The 16679-nt window shown below is 74.8% G+C and carries 16 protein-coding genes; 13 read left to right on the top strand and 3 right to left on the bottom strand.

Annotated features, from left to right (window positions below):
• The first annotated feature begins 52 nt into the window (after window positions 1-52).
• The 5 genes from frr to dxr all read left to right on the top strand — a co-directional run bounded on the left by frr (window position 53) and on the right by dxr (window position 4497).
• On the top strand, window positions 53-610 hold the full coding sequence (gene frr / locus ACWFNE_RS14525) for a ribosome recycling factor (RefSeq protein ID WP_183297781.1): 558 nt from the start codon (window positions 53-55) through the stop codon (window positions 608-610).
• The gene (locus tag ACWFNE_RS14520; RefSeq protein WP_452123144.1) at window positions 610-1479 is read left to right on the top strand and encodes a phosphatidate cytidylyltransferase; all 870 of its coding nucleotides are present in this window, start codon (window positions 610-612) and stop codon (window positions 1477-1479) included. Before frr ends, ACWFNE_RS14520 begins: the two co-directional genes overlap by 1 nt.
• A gap of 39 nt (window positions 1480-1518) precedes the next feature.
• Complete coding sequence (rlmN, locus tag ACWFNE_RS14515; protein WP_452123143.1) at window positions 1519-2646, top strand: 23S rRNA (adenine(2503)-C(2))-methyltransferase RlmN; 1128 nt, start codon at window positions 1519-1521, stop codon at window positions 2644-2646.
• The gene (locus ACWFNE_RS14510; RefSeq protein WP_452123142.1) at window positions 2643-3197 is read left to right on the top strand and encodes a DivIVA domain-containing protein; all 555 of its coding nucleotides are present in this window, start codon (window positions 2643-2645) and stop codon (window positions 3195-3197) included. The genes rlmN and ACWFNE_RS14510 overlap by 4 nt, the downstream gene beginning before the upstream one ends.
• A gap of 109 nt (window positions 3198-3306) precedes the next feature.
• Window positions 3307-4497: a 1-deoxy-D-xylulose-5-phosphate reductoisomerase gene (dxr, locus tag ACWFNE_RS14505; protein WP_452123141.1), complete on the top strand. Its 1191-nt coding sequence runs from the start codon at window positions 3307-3309 to the stop codon at window positions 4495-4497.
• 31 nt (window positions 4498-4528) lie between these two features.
• Here the strand turns inward: dxr and ACWFNE_RS14500 are convergent, their stop codons facing one another.
• The gene (locus ACWFNE_RS14500; RefSeq protein ID WP_452123140.1) at window positions 4529-5962 is read right to left on the bottom strand and encodes an NAD(P)/FAD-dependent oxidoreductase; all 1434 of its coding nucleotides are present in this window, start codon (window positions 5960-5962) and stop codon (window positions 4529-4531) included.
• 284 nt (window positions 5963-6246) lie between these two features.
• Here ACWFNE_RS14500 and ACWFNE_RS14495 point away from each other — a divergent pair, with 284 nt between their 5' ends.
• The 3 genes from ACWFNE_RS14495 to ACWFNE_RS14485 all read left to right on the top strand — a co-directional run bounded on the left by ACWFNE_RS14495 (window position 6247) and on the right by ACWFNE_RS14485 (window position 9809).
• Window positions 6247-7560, top strand: a complete 1314-nt coding sequence (locus tag ACWFNE_RS14495; RefSeq protein ID WP_452123139.1) for a M50 family metallopeptidase — start codon at window positions 6247-6249, stop codon at window positions 7558-7560.
• A gap of 132 nt (window positions 7561-7692) precedes the next feature.
• A complete protein-coding gene (gene ispG, locus ACWFNE_RS14490) occupies window positions 7693-8829 on the top strand; it encodes a flavodoxin-dependent (E)-4-hydroxy-3-methylbut-2-enyl-diphosphate synthase (RefSeq protein ID WP_452123443.1) in 1137 nt (378 codons plus the stop codon).
• Window positions 8830-8906: 77 nt separating this feature from the next.
• A complete protein-coding gene (locus ACWFNE_RS14485; protein WP_452123138.1) occupies window positions 8907-9809 on the top strand; it encodes a GNAT family N-acetyltransferase in 903 nt (300 codons plus the stop codon).
• A gap of 3 nt (window positions 9810-9812) precedes the next feature.
• On the opposite strand, the gene ACWFNE_RS14480 is transcribed toward ACWFNE_RS14485, so the two are convergent.
• The gene (locus ACWFNE_RS14480) at window positions 9813-10697 is read right to left on the bottom strand and encodes an Fpg/Nei family DNA glycosylase (RefSeq protein WP_452123137.1); all 885 of its coding nucleotides are present in this window, start codon (window positions 10695-10697) and stop codon (window positions 9813-9815) included.
• A 35-nt stretch (window positions 10698-10732) separates the two neighbouring features.
• On the opposite strand from ACWFNE_RS14480, the gene ACWFNE_RS14475 reads away from it, so the two are divergent.
• Entirely contained in the window at window positions 10733-12544 is a 1812-nt protein-coding gene (locus tag ACWFNE_RS14475) for a proline--tRNA ligase (protein WP_452123136.1), read from the top strand.
• 188 nt (window positions 12545-12732) lie between these two features.
• Here ACWFNE_RS14475 and ACWFNE_RS14470 read toward each other — a convergent pair whose 3' ends face one another.
• Entirely contained in the window at window positions 12733-13851 is a 1119-nt protein-coding gene (locus ACWFNE_RS14470; RefSeq protein WP_452123135.1) for a DUF4439 domain-containing protein, read from the bottom strand.
• A 158-nt stretch (window positions 13852-14009) separates the two neighbouring features.
• Between ACWFNE_RS14470 and ACWFNE_RS14465 the strand changes: the two genes are divergently transcribed.
• The 4 genes from ACWFNE_RS14465 to ACWFNE_RS14450 form a co-directional block, all read left to right on the top strand.
• Window positions 14010-14684, top strand: coding sequence for a ribosome maturation factor RimP (locus tag ACWFNE_RS14465; protein ID WP_452123134.1), 675 nt, complete (start codon window positions 14010-14012; stop codon window positions 14682-14684).
• A gap of 1 nt (window position 14685) precedes the next feature.
• Window positions 14686-15786 carry a transcription termination factor NusA gene (gene nusA, locus ACWFNE_RS14460; RefSeq protein ID WP_452123133.1) on the top strand — a complete coding sequence of 367 codons (1101 nt, stop codon included), beginning with the start codon at window positions 14686-14688 and terminating at the stop codon, window positions 15784-15786.
• A gap of 89 nt (window positions 15787-15875) precedes the next feature.
• Entirely contained in the window at window positions 15876-16139 is a 264-nt protein-coding gene (locus tag ACWFNE_RS14455; RefSeq protein WP_452123132.1) for a YlxR family protein, read from the top strand.
• A gap of 172 nt (window positions 16140-16311) precedes the next feature.
• Window positions 16312-16679, top strand: a 368-nt coding sequence (locus ACWFNE_RS14450) for a translation initiation factor IF-2 N-terminal domain-containing protein (RefSeq protein WP_452123131.1), incomplete at its 3' end; no start/stop codon positions are given.

Here is a 16679-nt window from a genome sequence, read left to right as displayed (position 1 = left end):
CGCCGCACGACCAGCCGCACGACCGCACCCCCGAGCACATGAAGGAGCACCGGTGATCGACGAGACCCTCCTCGAGGCCGAGGAAAAGATGGACAAGGCGATCGAGGTCGCCAAGGAGGACTTCGCGACGATCCGCACGGGCCGGGCGAACGCCGCCATGTTCTCGAAGATCTTCGTCGACTACTACGGCAGCCCGACCCCGCTGCAGCAGCTCGCGTCGTTCAACGTGACCGAGGCGCGCACCATCCTCATCACGCCGTTCGACAAGTCGTCGTCGAGCGCGGTCGAGAAGGCGCTGCGCGACTCCGACCTCGGCGTCAACCCGACGAACGACGGCAACGTCATCCGCGTCGTGCTGCCCGCGCTCACGCAGGAGCGCCGCAAGGACTACGTCAAGCTCGCCCGGACGAAGGCGGAGGACGCGCGCATCTCGGTGCGCAACATCCGCCGGCGCGCCAAGGAGGAGCTGGACCGCATCGCGAAGGACGGCGAGGCGGGCGAGGACGAGGTCGGTCGCGCGGAGAAGGAGCTCGAGCAGCTGACCAAGCGGCACGTCGACGCGATCGACACGGTCCTCGCCGCCAAGGAGAACGAGCTGCTCGAGGTCTGATGCCCCAGAACGCCGCCCGCCTCGCCGCCGCCAGCGCGCCCCGCACGCCCGGGGTCTCGCGCTCGGGCCGTGACCTGCCCGTCGCCGTCGTGGTGGGGCTGACGCTCCTCGCGATCGTGGGCGCCTCGCTGTTCGTGCGCAAGGAGGGCTTCCTCCTGCTCGCGGTGCTCGCGGTCGGTGCCGGGCTGTGGGAGCTCGCGCAGGCCTTCGCGCGCCGCGGGATCCACCTGCCGCTCCTGCCGCTGCTCGTCGGCGACGCCGGCATCCTGGTCTCGGCGTACATGGCGGGCGCCGAGGCGCTGTTCGTCGCGTTCATGCTGACGGTCGGCGGCGCGGTGGTGTGGCGGGTGCTCGACGGCAGCGGCGCGCCGGCGCTGCGCGACGCGACCGGTGCCGCGTTCGCGGCGGCGTACCTGCCGTTCATGGGCGGCTTCGTGATGCTTCTGCTCGCGCAGCCGGACGGCGCGTTCCGCGTGCTGCTGTTCATCCTGCTGTGCGTCGCGAGCGACACCGGCGGCTACGTCGTCGGGGTGCTGATCGGCCGGCACCCGCTCGCGCCGTCGGTCAGCCCGAAGAAGACGTGGGAGGGCCTGATCGGCTCGCTCGTCCTGGCCTGCCTCGTCGGCGTCGTCGGGATCGGCGCGATGTTCGACGGTGCCCCGCTCGTCGGTGTGGCGCTCGGGGTCGCGACGGTCGTCACGGCCTCGCTCGGCGACCTGTCCGAGTCGCTGCTCAAGCGTGACCTCGAGCTCAAGGACATGGGCTCGTTGCTCCCGGGCCACGGCGGTCTGCTCGACCGTCTGGACTCGATGCTCCTCACGGCCCCGGTCGTCTACCTGATCCTCACCGTGCTCCAGCCGGTCGTCTGAGCGGCGCACCACCCCGAACCCCGAGAGGGGGTGCCCGTGATGAGCGGGACACCCGTCACCCTGAACATGTCCGCGCCGACGCGCGGCGCCCGCGGCAAGCCGCCGCGCCACTTCGTCGACCTCACGCCCGAGCAGCGGGTCGAGGCCGTCACGGCTCTCGGCGAGAAGCCGTTCCGGGCCAAGCAGCTCGCGACGCACTACTTCACGCACCTGACGTCCGACCCGGCGGAGATGACGGACCTGCCGAAGGCGAGCCGCGACACCCTCGCCGCGGAGCTCTTCCCGCAGCTGCTCACGGCGGCGCGCACGCTCCAGGCGGACGGCGGTACGACCGTGAAGACGCTGTGGCACCTGTTCGACGGCGCCAAGGTCGAGTCCGTGCTCATGCGGTACCCGAACCGGTCGACGCTGTGCGTGTCGAGCCAGGCCGGCTGCGGCATGGCGTGCCCGTTCTGCGCGACGGGCCAGCTGGGCCTGACCCGCAACCTGTCGACCGCGGAGATCGTCGAGCAGGTCCGCGCGGCGGCGCGCTCGCTCGCCGACGGCGAGATCCCGGGCGGCCCGACGCGGCTGTCGAACCTCGTGTTCATGGGCATGGGCGAGCCCCTCGCGAACTACAAGGCCGTCATGGAGACGGTGCGGCGCCTCGTCGCGCCCGCACCCGACGGCCTCGGCATGTCGGCGCGCAACATCACCGTCTCGACCGTCGGCCTCGTCCCCGCGATCGAGAAGCTCACCAACGAGGGCATCCCGGTGACGCTCGCCGTGTCGATGCACGCCCCCGACGACGAGCTGCGCGACACCCTCGTGCCGGTCAACACCCGGTGGAGCGTCGACCAGACGCTCGACGCCGCGTACCGGTACTTCCAGGTGACCGGGCGCCGCGTGTCGATCGAGTACGCGCTGATCCGCGACATGAACGACCACGCGTGGCGTGCGGACATGCTGGGCGAGAAGCTCAACGCCCGCGGCAGGGGCTGGGTGCACTGCAACCCCATCCCGCTCAACCCGACACCGGGCTCGATCTGGACGGCGAGCGATCCCGCGGTCGAGGCCGAGTTCGTGGCACGCTTGCGCGCGCACGGCATCCCGACGACGATCCGTGACACTCGGGGGAGTGACATCGACGGCGCGTGCGGCCAGCTCGCAGCCGATGAGGAAGGGTGAGCGACGTCATGTTCCGGACCGTCTCGGGCCTGCGCACCGGTTACGACCCCGACGAGGTGGACGACTTCTTCGAGCACGCACGGTCGGTGTACGAGAAGGGGCCCGCCGGGGCGCTCTCGGGTCGGGACGTCCGGACGGTCGCGTTCGACATGGTGCGTCGCGGGTACGTGACGTCGGCGGTCGACGCGGCGCTCGACCGGCTCGAGGCGGCGTTCGTCGCGCGGTCGCGGGCGGACTTCGTCGCCGAGAACGGGCAGCAGGCCTGGATGGACCGCCTCGCCGAGCAGGCGCGCACGCTGTACGGGCGGCTCACCCGGCCCGACGGTGAGCGCTTCGCCCCGCCGCACGGGCGCCAGCCGGGGTACGAGCCCGCGGACGTCGACGACCTCTGCCACCGGCTCGTCGCCTACTTCGACAAGGGGCAGCCGCTCACCGCCCAGGAGCTGCGCTCCGCGACCTTCCGCCGCCGCAACGGCCGGGCGGGGTATGCCGAGGCGCCCGTCGACGCGTTCCTGGACCGCGCGGTCGAGGTCATCCTCGGCGCGGAGTGAGCCGGGACCACGTCGGTGACCCGGCGTGGTCCCGCGGCCATACCGGCGGGCGCCGCTCCCACGTCCGGGCGTGCACGGAGCGCACCGGCGGACCAGGGATGATGGCCGGGTGAGCCAGCGCACCGTCCTCCTCCTCGGGTCGACCGGGTCCATCGGGACCCAGGCCGTCGACGTCGTCCGCCGCAACCCCGACCGGTTCCGGGTCACCGGCCTGAGCGCCGGGGGAGCGGACCCCGCGGCGCTCGCCCGCCAGGCGATCGAGCTCGGCGTCGACGCCGTCGCGGTCGCCGACCCCGCGGCCGCAGGTCCGCTCTTCGCGGAGCTCACGCGCGCGAGCGCCGACGCGGGCCTGCGGCAGCTGGGTGTCGAGGTGCTGACCGGCCCGGACGCGGCGACGCGGCTCGCGGAGCGCGGCGCCGACGTCGTGCTCAACGGCATCACGGGCTCGGTCGGGCTGGGGCCGACGCTCGCGGCGCTCGCCGCGGGGAGCACGCTCGCGCTCGCCAACAAGGAGTCCCTCGTCGTCGGCGGCCGGCTCGTGCGGGCCGCCCAGCAGCGTCCCGACCAGATCGTGCCGGTCGACTCGGAGCACTCGGCGATCGCCCAGGCGCTGCGCTCGGGTGCGGCGCGCGAGGTGCGCCGGCTCGTGCTGACGGCCTCGGGCGGTCCGTTCCGCGGGCGGGTCCGCGACGAGCTCAAGGCCGTGACGGCGGAGCAGGCGCTGCACCACCCGACGTGGTCGATGGGCCCGGTCGTCACGGTGAACTCGGCGACGCTGATGAACAAGGGCCTCGAGCTCATCGAGGCGCACCTGCTGTTCGACGTCCCGGTCGAGGACATCACGGTGGTCGTGCACCCGCAGTCGGTCGTGCACTCGATGGTCGAGTTCGTCGACGGCTCGACGATCGCGCAGGCGTCGCCCCCGGACATGCGGCTGCCGATCGCGCTGGGCCTGTCCTGGCCGGATCGCGTCGCGGACGCCGCGCCGGCGTGCGACTGGACGCGGGCGACGTCCTGGACGTTCGAGCCGCTCGACGAGGAGGTCTTCGGCGCTGTCGCACTCGCGCGGGCGGCCGTCGCGGCCTCGGCGACGCACCCGGCGGTGCTCAACGCCGCCAACGAGGAGTGCGTCGCGGCGTTCCTCGGCGGGCGGATCGGGTTCCTCGACATCGTGACCACCGTCGAGCGGGTCCTGGCCGAGCACGGCGGCACCGCACCCGCCGACGTGCGGCTCGACGACGTGCTCGAGGCCGAGACGTGGGCGCGGGCCCGCGCGCACGAGGTGCTCGCCCGGCGCTGACGTCCCTCTCCCGGAAGCGTCGGCTCCCCGGTCACCAGCGGAGGAGGGGCAGCGCCCGGCTCTCCCGCCCGGTCCGTGCCTCGACCGCGTCGGCGGCCCGGCCGAGGCGCGACGCGAGCGCGATGCGTGTCCGGCCCCCCGCCGTCGGGCGTGCACCGTGGTGGTCGACCCACGGCAGCCGCGTGAGCTCGGTGACGTTGCCGGTGACGAGGTCCGCGAGCGTCCGCCCGGCCACGTTCGCCGCCGCGACGCCGTCACGGCCGAAGCCCGTGGCCCAGCCGAGCCCGGTCTCCCGGTCCAGCCCGACGCGGGGCACCCCGTCACGCGTCACGGCGACCGGCGCGCGCCACGCGTGCGTGACCTGAGCCCCGGCAGCGCCGGGCAGGAGGTCGAGGAGGCGGCCCCGCAGGCGCTCGACGTCGGCGCCCGCAGCGGGACCGTCCGCGTCGCGACCGCCTCCGCCACGACCGACCCGGTGCCGGCCGCTCGCGCCGGGACCGCTCGCGCCGAGACGGCTCAGGCCGCGACCGCTCGTGCCCCCGCGCGCTCGGCGGGCGGGCAGCGCCGCCACGAGCCGGCCGTCCTCCGTGCGGCGGACCTCGAGCCGGTCGTGCGCGGCGTCCGCGAGGCCCTGCCCGCGCGCGAGCCCGACGAGGTCCCAGCGCGGGTCCCCGAGGGGCTCGGTGGCGATGAGGTCGAGGGCGGCCGCCGCGACCGGGCGGTCGACGCCGGCGAACGACGGGGTCCACGCCCCTGCCGCCCGGATCACGACGCGGGTGCGCACCGTCCCGTGCTCCGTGACGACGGCGCCGGGCGAGACCCGGACGGCACGGGTGCCCTCGACCAGGCGCACGCCGCGGGCGAGGAGCACGTCCGCGAGCCCGCGCAGGAGGCGCGCCGGGTCGAGCTGGGCGCTGTCCGGCGTCCAGGACCCCCCGAGCACGTCGGGCGCGGTGACGTGCTCCGCGACCGCGTCGGGCGCCAGGAGCTGCTCCTCGTCACCCCAGGCGCCGGCGGCGGAGGCTCGCGCCCGCACGCGCGCGAGCTGCGGCAGGGTCCGGGCGACCGTGACGGTCCCCGCGTACCTGAAGCCGCAGTCGATCTCCTCGGCGGCGGCCACGCCCCCGACCTCGACGACCGCGTCGCGCATCGTGGCCCGGAGGCTGCGTGCTGCCCGGGGGCCGTGGGCGCGCGCGACGTCCTCGGCGCTCGTCGGGAGGTGCGCGGAGCACCGGCCGAGGCCTCGACCGCTCCCGCCCGCCGCGACGCGCCCCTGCTCGAGCACCACGACGTCGAGGGCCGGGTCGGCCTCGACCAGGTAGTAGGCGGTCCACAGGCCGGCAGCCCCGGCGCCCACCACCACGACGTCCGCGCGGGTGTCCCCGTCGAGCCCGCCGTCGACGTCGTCGTCGACCTGCGCCGTACCGGCGGACCACACGGGACGGGGCAGCGGTCGTGCCGTCACCACGCGGCTCCCGGGGGGCGGGGTGGACGGGTCGAGCCTTCGTCGGGCGCACTCATGGCGCGACCCTAGCGACCGGGTCGAGCGCCCGCGCGGGGATGGGGGCCGGTCCCGACCGGCACGGTCGCTGCGTCGCCGACCGTCGGTTCCGCGAGCACCGTGCTCCCGCTGCGGGCCGTCGTGCGGGTGATCTGCCGGTCGGCGGCTCGGTCACGGGCGGGCGCGGGGGATGATGGTCCCGGGACGGGCGGTCGACCGGACCGGAACGGAACGGGAGCGGAGCTGTCATGGAGTACCTGGTCGGTGTGCTCGTGCTCGTGGTCGGTGTGCTCGTGTCGATCGCGCTGCACGAGGTCGGGCACATGGTGCCCGCGAAGCGCTTCGGTGTGCGGGTCAGCCACTACATGGTCGGCTTCGGGCCCACGCTGTGGTCGCGCGTGCGCGGCGAGACCGAGTACGGCATCAAGGCGATCCCGCTCGGGGGCTTCGTGCGCCTCGTCGGGATGTACCCGCCCGCGGAGGCCGTCGGCAACCCCACGCCGCGCGGCTTCTTCGGCCGGGTCGCCGCCGACGCCCGTGAGGTCAGCGCGGCGGAGATCCTGCCCGGCGAGGACGCGCGAGCCTTCTACCGCCTGTCGGCGCCGAAGAAGCTCGTCGTGATGCTCGGCGGCCCGTTCATGAACCTCCTGATCGCGCTCGCGCTCTTCACCGTCCTGCTCTCCGGCATCGGCGTGCCGACGCCGAGCACGACCCTCGAGTCCGTCAGCCAGTGCGTGATCCCGGTCAGCGAGGACGCGTCGCGCACCTGCACCGACGACGACACCGCGGCGCCCGCGGCCGCGGCGGGCCTGCAGCCGGGCGACCGGGTCGTGTCGTTCGACGGCGTCGCGGTCGAGGAGTGGACCCAGCTCCAGGCGCAGATCCGGGCGTCGGGGGGCCAGGAGGTCGAGCTCGTGCTCGAGCGCGGCGGCGAGCGCGTCACGACGGAGATCACCCCGATCGTCGCCGAGCGCGCCGTGCTCGACGACGAGGGTGCGGTGGTGCTCGGCGACGACGGCGAGCCGCGCACGACGCGCGTCGGGTTCCTCGGCATGTCCCCGGCGAACGAGCTCGTGCGGCAGCCCGTCACGGCGGCCGCGCCGTTCGTGGCCGACGCGACGTGGCAGACGTTCGGCGTCGTCGCGACCCTCCCCGTGCACCTCGCGGACCTCGCGCGGTCGACCTTCGGCTCGGCCCCGCGCGACGACGAGGGGCTGATCGGCGTGGTGGGGATCGGCCGGTTCGCCGGCGAGATCGCGGACGACGACGGTCTGTCGCTCCGCGAGCAGGTCCAGTACTTCCTGAGCCTGGTCGCGGGGCTCAACATCGCGCTGTTCGCGTTCAACCTCATCCCGCTGCTGCCGCTCGACGGCGGGCACGTGGTCGGTGCGCTGTGGGAGGGCACCCGCCGCCAGGTCGCCCGCCTGCGCGGCCTGCCCCGGCCCGGACCGTTCGACACCGCGCGCCTCGTGCCGCTCGCGTACGGGGTGTTCGTGCTGCTCGCGGGCATGGGCCTGCTGCTCGTCTACGCCGACCTGGTCAAGCCCATCACGCTCGGCTGAGACCCGCCCCGCCGCTCGCGGTCGAGGTCCCGCGTGGGGAACGGGTGGGTCTGGTGAGAGTGGTCACTCCCGGGCACGCCCGGCGGCCGCGGGTGGGACACTGGGACGGTGAGCATCCCCCTCAACCTCGGCATGCCGGAGGCCCCCGCCCCGGTGCTGGCCCCCCGTCGCAAGACGCGCAAGATCAACGTCGGCAAGGTCGCGGTCGGGGGCGACGCCCCGGTCAGCGTCCAGTCGATGTGCACGACCCCCACGACCGACATCAACGCGACGCTGCAGCAGATCGCGGCGTTGACGGCCGCCGGGTGCGACATCGTGCGTGTCGCGGTCCCGAGCCAGGACGACGCCGACGCGCTGCCGGCGATCGCGCGCAAGTCGCAGATCCCGGTCATCGCCGACATCCACTTCCAGCCCAAGTACGTGTTCGCGGCGATCGACGCCGGGTGCGCGGCGGTGCGCGTGAACCCGGGCAACATCCGCAAGTTCGACGACCAGATCAAGGAGATCGCGCGCGCCGCGACGGACGCCGGCGTCTCGATCCGGATCGGCGTCAACGCGGGCTCGCTCGACCCCCGCCTGCTCGCCAAGTACGGCAAGGCCACGCCCGAGGCCCTCGTCGAGTCCGCGGTCTGGGAGGCGTCGCTGTTCGAGGAGCACGGCTTCCAGGACTTCAAGATCTCGGTCAAGCACAACGACCCCGTGATCATGGTCCGCGCCTACGAGCTGCTGTCCGAGCGCGGGGACTGGCCGCTGCACCTCGGCGTGACCGAGGCCGGCCCGGCGTTCCAGGGCACGATCAAGTCCGCGACGGCGTTCGGTGCGCTGCTGAGCAAGGGCATCGGCGACACGATCCGGGTCTCGCTGTCCGCGCCTCCCGTCGAGGAGGTCAAGGTCGGCATCCAGATCCTGCAGTCGCTCAACCTGCGGCCCCGCAAGCTCGAGATCGTCTCGTGCCCGTCGTGCGGGCGCGCGCAGGTCGACGTCTACACGCTCGCCGAGAAGGTCACCGCCGGCCTCGAGGGGCTCGAGGTCCCGCTGCGCGTCGCCGTGATGGGCTGCGTCGTCAACGGTCCCGGCGAGGCCCGCGAGGCGGACCTCGGCGTCGCGTCGGGCAACGGCAAGGGTCAGATCTTCGTGCGCGGCGAGGTCATCAAGACCGTGCCCGAGGCGATGATCGTCGAGACGCTCATCGAGGAGGCCATGCGCCTCGCGGACTCGATGGAGCCCGTCGACGGAGCGGGCGGACCCACGGTCGTGACGGTCGGCTGAGGACCGACCGACCCGAGCTCGGCGCGGGGCTGCGCCCGGCCCGGCGCGCCGCCGGGACCTGGGGCAGAATCGCTGCCATGGGACGTGGGCGCTGGGCCACGCAGGACCGTCAGGTCGCCGGTGGGCGCCTCCTGGGCGACGCGGACGTCGCGGCAGCTCTCGCGGTGTGCGCGCTCGACCCGGTCGCGTCGGTGCTCGCGACGGCGCGCCTCGAGTCTGCCGCACGCTCGGGCCTGCGCTCGACCGGCGGTCAGGTCTGGGGTTACGAGCGTGCCGGTGAGCTCCTCGCGGTCTGCTGGGCAGGCGCCAACCTCGTCCCGGTCGTTCCCGTCGAGGACGCCGCGGAGGACGCGCTCGACGGCTTCGCAGCGCTCGCGTCGCGCCACGGGCGTCGGTGCTCGTCGATCGTCGGCGAGGCCCCCGCGGTGCTCGGCCTGTGGGACCGGCTCGCCGACGAGTGGCCGCGGGCGCGCGAGGTGCGGGCGGACCAGCCGTCGATGGTGCTCGACGACGACCCGGTGCTCGCCCCCGACCCGCGGGTGCGCCGTTCGCACCCCGGCGAGTACCCGCTCGTGCTGCCGGCGTGCGTGCGGATGTTCGTCGAGGAGGTCGGGTACTCGCCGGTCTCGGGCACGGACGGCCCGTACGAGGCCCGGGTGCGCAGCCTGATCGCGGACGGACGCTCGTTCGTGCGCATCGAGGACGGCGTCGCGCCCGACGGTGGCCCCGGGGTCGTGTTCAAGGCCGAGCTCGGCGCCGTCGCGGGCGGGGTCGCGCAGGTCCAGGGCGTGTGGGTCAGCCCGTCGCACCGCGGGCTCGGGCTGTCGGAGCCGGGCATGGCCGCCGTCGTGGCAGCGACCCGCCGGGACGTCGCGCCCGTCGTGAGCCTGTACGCGAACCACTACAACGCCCGGGCGCTCGCGGCGTACCGGTCCGTCGGGTTCCGCCAGGTCGGGACGTACGCGACGGTGCTGTTCTGACGCTCAGCGCAGCAGGCGCGAGAGCCGCCGGTCGGCGAGGGGCTGGCCGCCCGTCTGGCACGTGGGGCAGTACTGCAGCGACGAGTCGGCGAACGACACCTCGTGCACCGTGTCGCCGCACGGCACCCCGTCCCAGCCGGGGCACGGCTCGCCGGTCCTGCCGTGCACGCGCATCCCGCGACGCTTCGCGTCCTTGAGCTCCGCGGCGGGCTTGCCGGCGGCGGCACCGACGGCCTCGGTCAGCACGTCGACGATCGCCCGGTAGAGCGTCGCGGCCCGGTCCTCGTCGAACGAGCGGGTGGGCGCGAAAGGGCTCAGTCGCGCGGCGTGCAGGATCTCGTCGGAGTAGGCGTTGCCGATCCCGGCGATCGTGCCCTGGTCCCGCAGCAGGCCCTTCACCTGCTGGTTGCGGGCCGCGAGGAGCTCGCGCAGCCGGGTCTCGGTGAACTCCGCCGAGAGCGGCTCGACCCCGAGCGTCGCCACCTGCGGGACCTCCCGCGGGTCCGTCACGACGTACACCGCGAGGCGCTTGCGGGTGCCGGCCTCGGTGAGGTCGAACCCGCTCCCGTCGTCGAAGCGCACGCGCAGCGCGATGGGGGAGCGGCCCGGCCTGACGGCTGTCTTCGGCACGGCGTCGTACCAGCGCAGCCAGCCGGCGCGGGCGAGGTGCAGGACGAGGTGCACCCCCGGCTCGTCGCCCACGGTGACGTCGATCCACTTGCCGTGCCGCTCGACGCCGACGACGGTGCGCCCGACGAGGTCCGCCGGGCCGGGGGCGAACGTCTTGAGCGCGCTGATCGCGCCGACGTCGGCTCCGGTCACGGCGCGCCCGACGACGCGGTCACGCAGGAAGGACGCGAGCGCGTCGACCTCGGGCAGCTCCGGCACGGGTCCATCGTGGAGCACGCACTAGGCTCTGCGCCATGCTGCTGCGCCTGTCCTCGCTGTTCGTCCGCACCCTGCGAGAGGACCCGGTCGACGCCGAGGTGGCGAGCCACCGCCTGCTCGTGCGCGCCGGGTACATCCGCCGCGCCGCCCCGGGCATCTACACCTGGCTCCCCCTCGGGCTGCGCGTGCTCGCCAAGGTCGAGGCCGTCGTCCGCGAGGAGATGGCCGCCGCGGGCGCGCAGGAGGTGCACTTCCCGGCGCTCCTGCCGCGCGAACCGTACGAGGCGACGGGCCGGTGGACGGAGTACGGCCCGAACATCTTCCGGCTCAAGGACCGCAAGGGCGGGGACTACCTGCTCGCACCGACGCACGAGGAGCTCTTCACGCTGCTCGTCAAGGACCTGTACTCCTCGTACAAGGACCTGCCGCTCGCGCTGTTCCAGGTGCAGACCAAGTACCGCGACGAGGCCCGCCCGCGCGCCGGGCTCATCCGCGGCCGCGAGTTCATCATGAAGGACGCGTACTCGTTCGACGTCGACGACGAGGGTCTCGCGGCGTCCTACCAGCGTCAGCGCGACGCCTACGAGCGGATCTTCACGCGCCTCGGGCTCGAGTACGTGATCGTCGCCGCGACGTCGGGCGCCATGGGCGGGTCGCGCAGCGAGGAGTTCCTCACGCCGACCGCGATCGGCGAGGACACGTTCGTGCGCTCGGCGGGCGGCTACGCGGCCAACGTCGAGGCGGTCACGACCGTCGTCCCCGACGCCGTGCCGTTCGAAGACGCACCGCCCGCGCACGTCGAGGACACCCCCGACACCCCGACGATCGACACGCTCGTCGCCCTCGCCAACGAGCGGTTCGCGCGCCCCGACCGCGCCTGGACGGCCGCGGACACGCTGAAGAACGTCGTGCTCGCCCTCGTCCACCCGACGGGCGAGCGGGAGCTCGTCGTCGTCGGGCTGCCCGGCGACCGTGAGGTCGACCTCAAGCGCCTCGAGGCGGCCGTGTCGCCGGCCGAGGTCGAGCCCGCGGGCGAGGCGGACTTCGCCGGGCACCCCGAGATCGTCAAGGGCTACCTCGGTCCGGCGGTGCTCGGCCCCAACCCCACGGGCCAGGCGGCGGACGACGAGGTGCGCACGAGCCTGCGCTACCTCCTGGACCCGCGCGTCGTGGCGGGCACCCGGTGGATCACGGGCGCGAACGAGTCCGGGCGCCACGTGTTCGACCTGGTCGCGGGACGGGACTTCACCGCGGACGGGACGATCGAGGCGGCCGAGGTGCGCGCCGGCGACCCCGCGCCGGACGGCTCGGGCCCGCTCGAGCTCGCGCGCGGCATCGAGATCGGCCACATCTTCGCCCTGGGCCGCAAGTACGCGCAGGCGCTCGGCCTCACGGTCCTGAACGAGAACGGCAAGGCCGTCGTCGTGACGATGGGCTCCTACGGGATCGGCGTCACGCGCGTGCTCGCGGCGCTCGCCGAGGCGAACCACGACGAGCGCGGGCTCGCGTGGCCCGCCGGCGTCGCCCCCGCGCACGTGCACGTCGTCGCCACCGGCAAGGACCCCGCGGTGTTCGAGGCCGCCGAGTCCCTCGCCACGACGCTGTCCGCGCGCGGCATCGAGGTGCTCTACGACGACCGTCCCAAGGTCTCGCCCGGTGTGAAGTTCGCCGACGCCGAGCTGTTCGGCGTGCCGCTGGTGGTCGTCGTGGGCCGCGGGCTCGCCGACGGCGTCGTCGAGGTCCGGCCCCGCGTGGTGGTCGAGGGCGGGCCGCAGGCCGAGCAGGTCCCGGTGTCGGACGCCGCGGACCGCGTCGCCGAGCTCGTGGACGACCTGATCGCGGGCTGAGGAGCGTTGTCGAGGGGGCGGGCGCCCCCCCGCGGCCCCCCCCCCCGGAGGCCACGCCTCCGCCAACGGTCGCCCCACCGCTTCCCCCCCATCCCCGCCTCCCCCTCCCCCCCCCCCCCCGGCCCCCCCCCGCTCGGGCGGCCGCGCCGCGGCCGAGGGTCGCCGAGCGGCTGCCCGACGGTCGAGGCTCAGCCGTCCGCGCCGCCCGCGGGCTCGGCCGGGCCGGCGTCGGGCGCCACGTCCGCACCGGGCTGCTGCTCGGGGAGCCCAGGGAACGCCACCGGGGGTGCGCCGTGCGCCGTGGACTCCGCGTCGGCGTTCCGGAGCGCCGCGAGCACCGCGGCACGCGCACCTGCCGGCGCGACCGCGACAGCGCTCGCGTAGGCGACGGTCAGCCGCAGCTCGAGCGTGCGCCCGAGCTCGACCGCGACCGCAGGGTCGTCGATGCCGCCCGGCAGGGAGTACGCCGTCCGCCGCGGGTCGATCGTGGTCCCGTCGACCCCGGACTCGCGGGCCCACGCCTCGGCACGTCCCCGGTGCGCCGCCGCGTCGGCCTGCGCGGCCGCCCGGGCGTCGCCGGTGAGCTTCGCCGCGACCACCTCGTACGCGTACCCGACCTCGTCCTCGGCGACGACGAGGTCGGCGTACGTCTCGGGCGTCAGCGGACCCGGCTGGACCGAAGCGGCCGGGCTGGGTGCGGGGTCGACCGGCTCGGGCGGGGTCGCGCCGATCGCCGCACCGAGCCGGTCGCGCAGGCTCGCGCGCGACGTCGCCACGGACCCGAGCAGGCGGGCGAGCTGGCCGTCCTCGACGGCGTCCGCGTCGGTGCGTGCGGTGTCGGCCGCGGCCGCGGCCAGCGCGAGGAGGGCGTCGGCGTCCGGGACCGGCGTGCGGGTCGGGGTCACGGTCGGCGTCGGCGTGGGCAGCCCCGAGTCGTAGACGCCACCCATCTGCTCGGCGTGCGCCGTCGAGAACGCGGTCACGTCGGCGAGCACCGGCGTCAGCGCGTCGTCGGGGGCGGCCGCGGCCGACCTGGCCGTCACGAGGTCCGACGCCCCGGCGGCGAGCGCCAGGGCGTCGTCGACGGTCCGGCTCCGGACGAGCTCGAGCGCGTCGGGGACGAGCGGCTCGGGCGGCGGGGTCTCCAGGCGCAGGCCGCAGCCCGAGAGCGCGACGACCGCGCCGAGCAGGGCGACCACGAGGCGCGCGGACCGACCCGGTCCGCGCGTGCCGGCCCGGGGTGCGCGAGCGCCGCTCCCGGGCGGGACGGTGTGCGCGGACGGCTCCGCGGGGCAGGTGGCACTCATCGCCCGCGATCCTCCCACGGGCGCGGCGCCCGCACGGCGGTGGTGCCCGCGGTCGGGCGGGTCGCGCCGAGTCGTTAGGCTGGGCGCCACAACATCACAGGGTCGGCAGTCCGGAGGGGCGCGTCAGGGTGACCCGCCGGAGCCGACAGGAGGCGACCATGTCCTCGCCAGCACCGACGAACCGGGTCCGGGACGTCATCGAACCGGTCGTGCGCGGGGCCGGCCTGCACCTCGAGGAGCTCGAGGTCGCACGGGTCGGCGCGAGGACCGTCGTGAGCGTGGTCCTCGACCTCCACGAGGACGAGACGGGCGGCCTGAGCCTCGACCGCATCGCGGACGTGTCGCGGCACATCTCGGCCGCCCTCGACGACGTCATCCCGGGGGAGAGCACCCTCGAGGTGTCGAGCCCGGGCGTCTCGCGACCGTTGACCGAGCGGCGGCACTTCGCCCGTGCACGCGGCCGGCTCGTGACCGTGCGGCTGCGCGACGGCGAGCCCGTGACGGGACGCCTCGTCTCGGTCGAGGGCGAGGGCCAGGCGACGGTGCTGCACGTCGTCCCCGAGCCCGTGAGCGTGAAGGGCCGCAAGCCCGTCGCAGCCCCGCCCCAGGACATCACGCTCGACCGCGTGCGCGACGCGCACGTAGAGGTCGAGCTCGCCCGCCTCGCCCACGGGACGGACGCCGAGCTGTTCGGCGACGTCGTGGACGAGGACACGGGCACCGACACCGACGACGTCGACGACCTCGACGGCGTGGACGACCTCGACCCGGACGGCTCGGGAACCGACGCCGCCGACCCCGACGCCGGTGCGCCGGCCACCAAGGAGAGCTGACGTGGACATCGACATGGCCGCCCTGCGGATGCTCGAGCGCGAGCGGGACATCAGTCTCGGCGTGCTCGTGTCCGCGATCGAGCAGGCGCTGCTGTCCGCCTACCACCGCACCCCCGGCGCGCACGCGACGGCCCGGGTCGAGCTGGACCGCAAGACCGGCCACGTGACCGTCTGGGCGCGCGAGCAGCAGCCGGCGCCCGAGCCCGCGGAGGACGGCGTCGCGGTGCCGCCCCCGGCTCCCGGCCCCGAGTTCGACGACACCCCGCAGGGCTTCGGGCGCATCGCCACGGCGACCGCGCGCCAGGTCATCGTGCAGCGCCTGCGTGACGCCGAGGACGACCAGGTGCTCGGTGCGTTCCGCGGCAAGGAGGGTGAGGTGCTCGGCGGTGTGATCCAGCAGGGTCGCGACCCGCGCGTCGTGCTCGTCGAGGTCGGGGGCACCGAGGCGGTCCTGCCCGCGCACGAGCAGGTCCCGACCGAGCAGTACGTGCACGGGGAGCGGCTGCGCTCGCTCGTGCTCGAGGTCGCGCGCGGGCCGAAGGGTCCGCAGATCACGCTCTCGCGCACGCACCCCAACCTCGTGCGCCAGCTGTTCGCGATGGAGGTCCCCGAGGTCGCCGACGGCTCGGTCGAGATCACCGCGATCGCCCGCGAGGCGGGTCACCGCACGAAGGTCGCCGTGCGCGGGCGCGTGGCGGGCCTCAACGCCAAGGGCGCGTGCATCGGCCCGCTCGGGGCGCGCGTGCGGGCGGTCATGGCGGAGCTGCACGGCGAGAAGATCGACATCGTCGACCACTCCGACGACCCGGCCGAGATGGTCGCGCACGCGCTGTCGCCGGCGCGTGTGCTGTCGGTCACGGTCGTGGACCCGGTCGCGCGTGCCGCGCGCGTCGTGGTGCCCGACTACCAGCTGTCGCTCGCGATCGGCAAGGAGGGCCAGAACGCCCGCCTGGCCGCGAAGCTCACGGGCTGGCGCATCGACATCCGCTCGGACGCGGAGGGTGCGGCGGGGGCCCCGGCCGACGGGTCCAAGGACGGTCGCCGGGACGAGCCGGCCCGCGGCGAGACGCAGCGGGGAGCCGGCTCCGGTCCCACGCGGTGACGAGGCGCGGTAGACTTCCGGAGGCTGGGCTGGATGCCCGGTTCTCCGCGCCGAGCAGGCGACCCCCTGACGCCCTTCCGGTGTCCGGCATGGGCCCGCTCCGCACGTGCGTGGGGTGCCGGTCGACCGGCCCGAGGTCGGTCCTGCTGAGGACGGTCGTCGGGACGGGCACCGCGGGGGAACCCGCAGTGGTCGTGGACGCCGGTCGTCGGATGCCGGGCCGGGGGGCGTGGCTGCACCCCCAGCTTCACTGCCTCGAGCTTGCCGAGCGCCGTCGGGCGTTCCCGCGGGCCCTGCGTCATGCAGGTCCGCTGGACGCCGCACCGGTGCGCGAGCATCTCGAGCGCGGCTGAGGGGAACCAGCGACCGGGTCCCGAACCCGGGAGCACCGAACCGTCGACATGGGAAGCGGGTTTGACAAGCCGATGGCTGCCCGATGAGCACGCACCGATGAGTACCCAGCGATGAGTACCTCGCACTAACGACGGTCCGACCCTCTCCTGGGCGGACCGAGACAGGAGAGATGTGGCCAAGGTCCGCGTCTACGAGCTCGCCAAAGAGCTCGGTGTGGAAAGCAAGACCATCATGACCAAGCTGGGCGACCTCGGGGAGTTCGTCCGCTCGGCGTCCTCGACCATCGAGCCGCCCGTCGTGCGCAAGCTGCGCGACCTCTACCCCGTGGGTGGCTCTGCACCCGCGCCGGCACCGGCCCGCCCCGCGGCGCCCAAGCCGGCCGCCGCGCCGACCCCCGCCGCCGCCGCTCCGGCAGCGTCGGCCCCGGTCGCTGCGGCGCCGAGCCCCGCCGCGGCGGCACCCGCCGCACCTGCGCGAGTACCTCGACGAGATGCAGCTCGCGCTGGCGTGCGCCGACGTCGTGCTGGGCCGCTCGGGTG

The sequence above is a fragment of the Cellulomonas sp. NPDC055163 genome (genome assembly GCF_053607065.1).
Note: the sequence above shows the minus strand (reverse complement) of the source record. Positions and strands in the feature narration are given on the sequence as shown.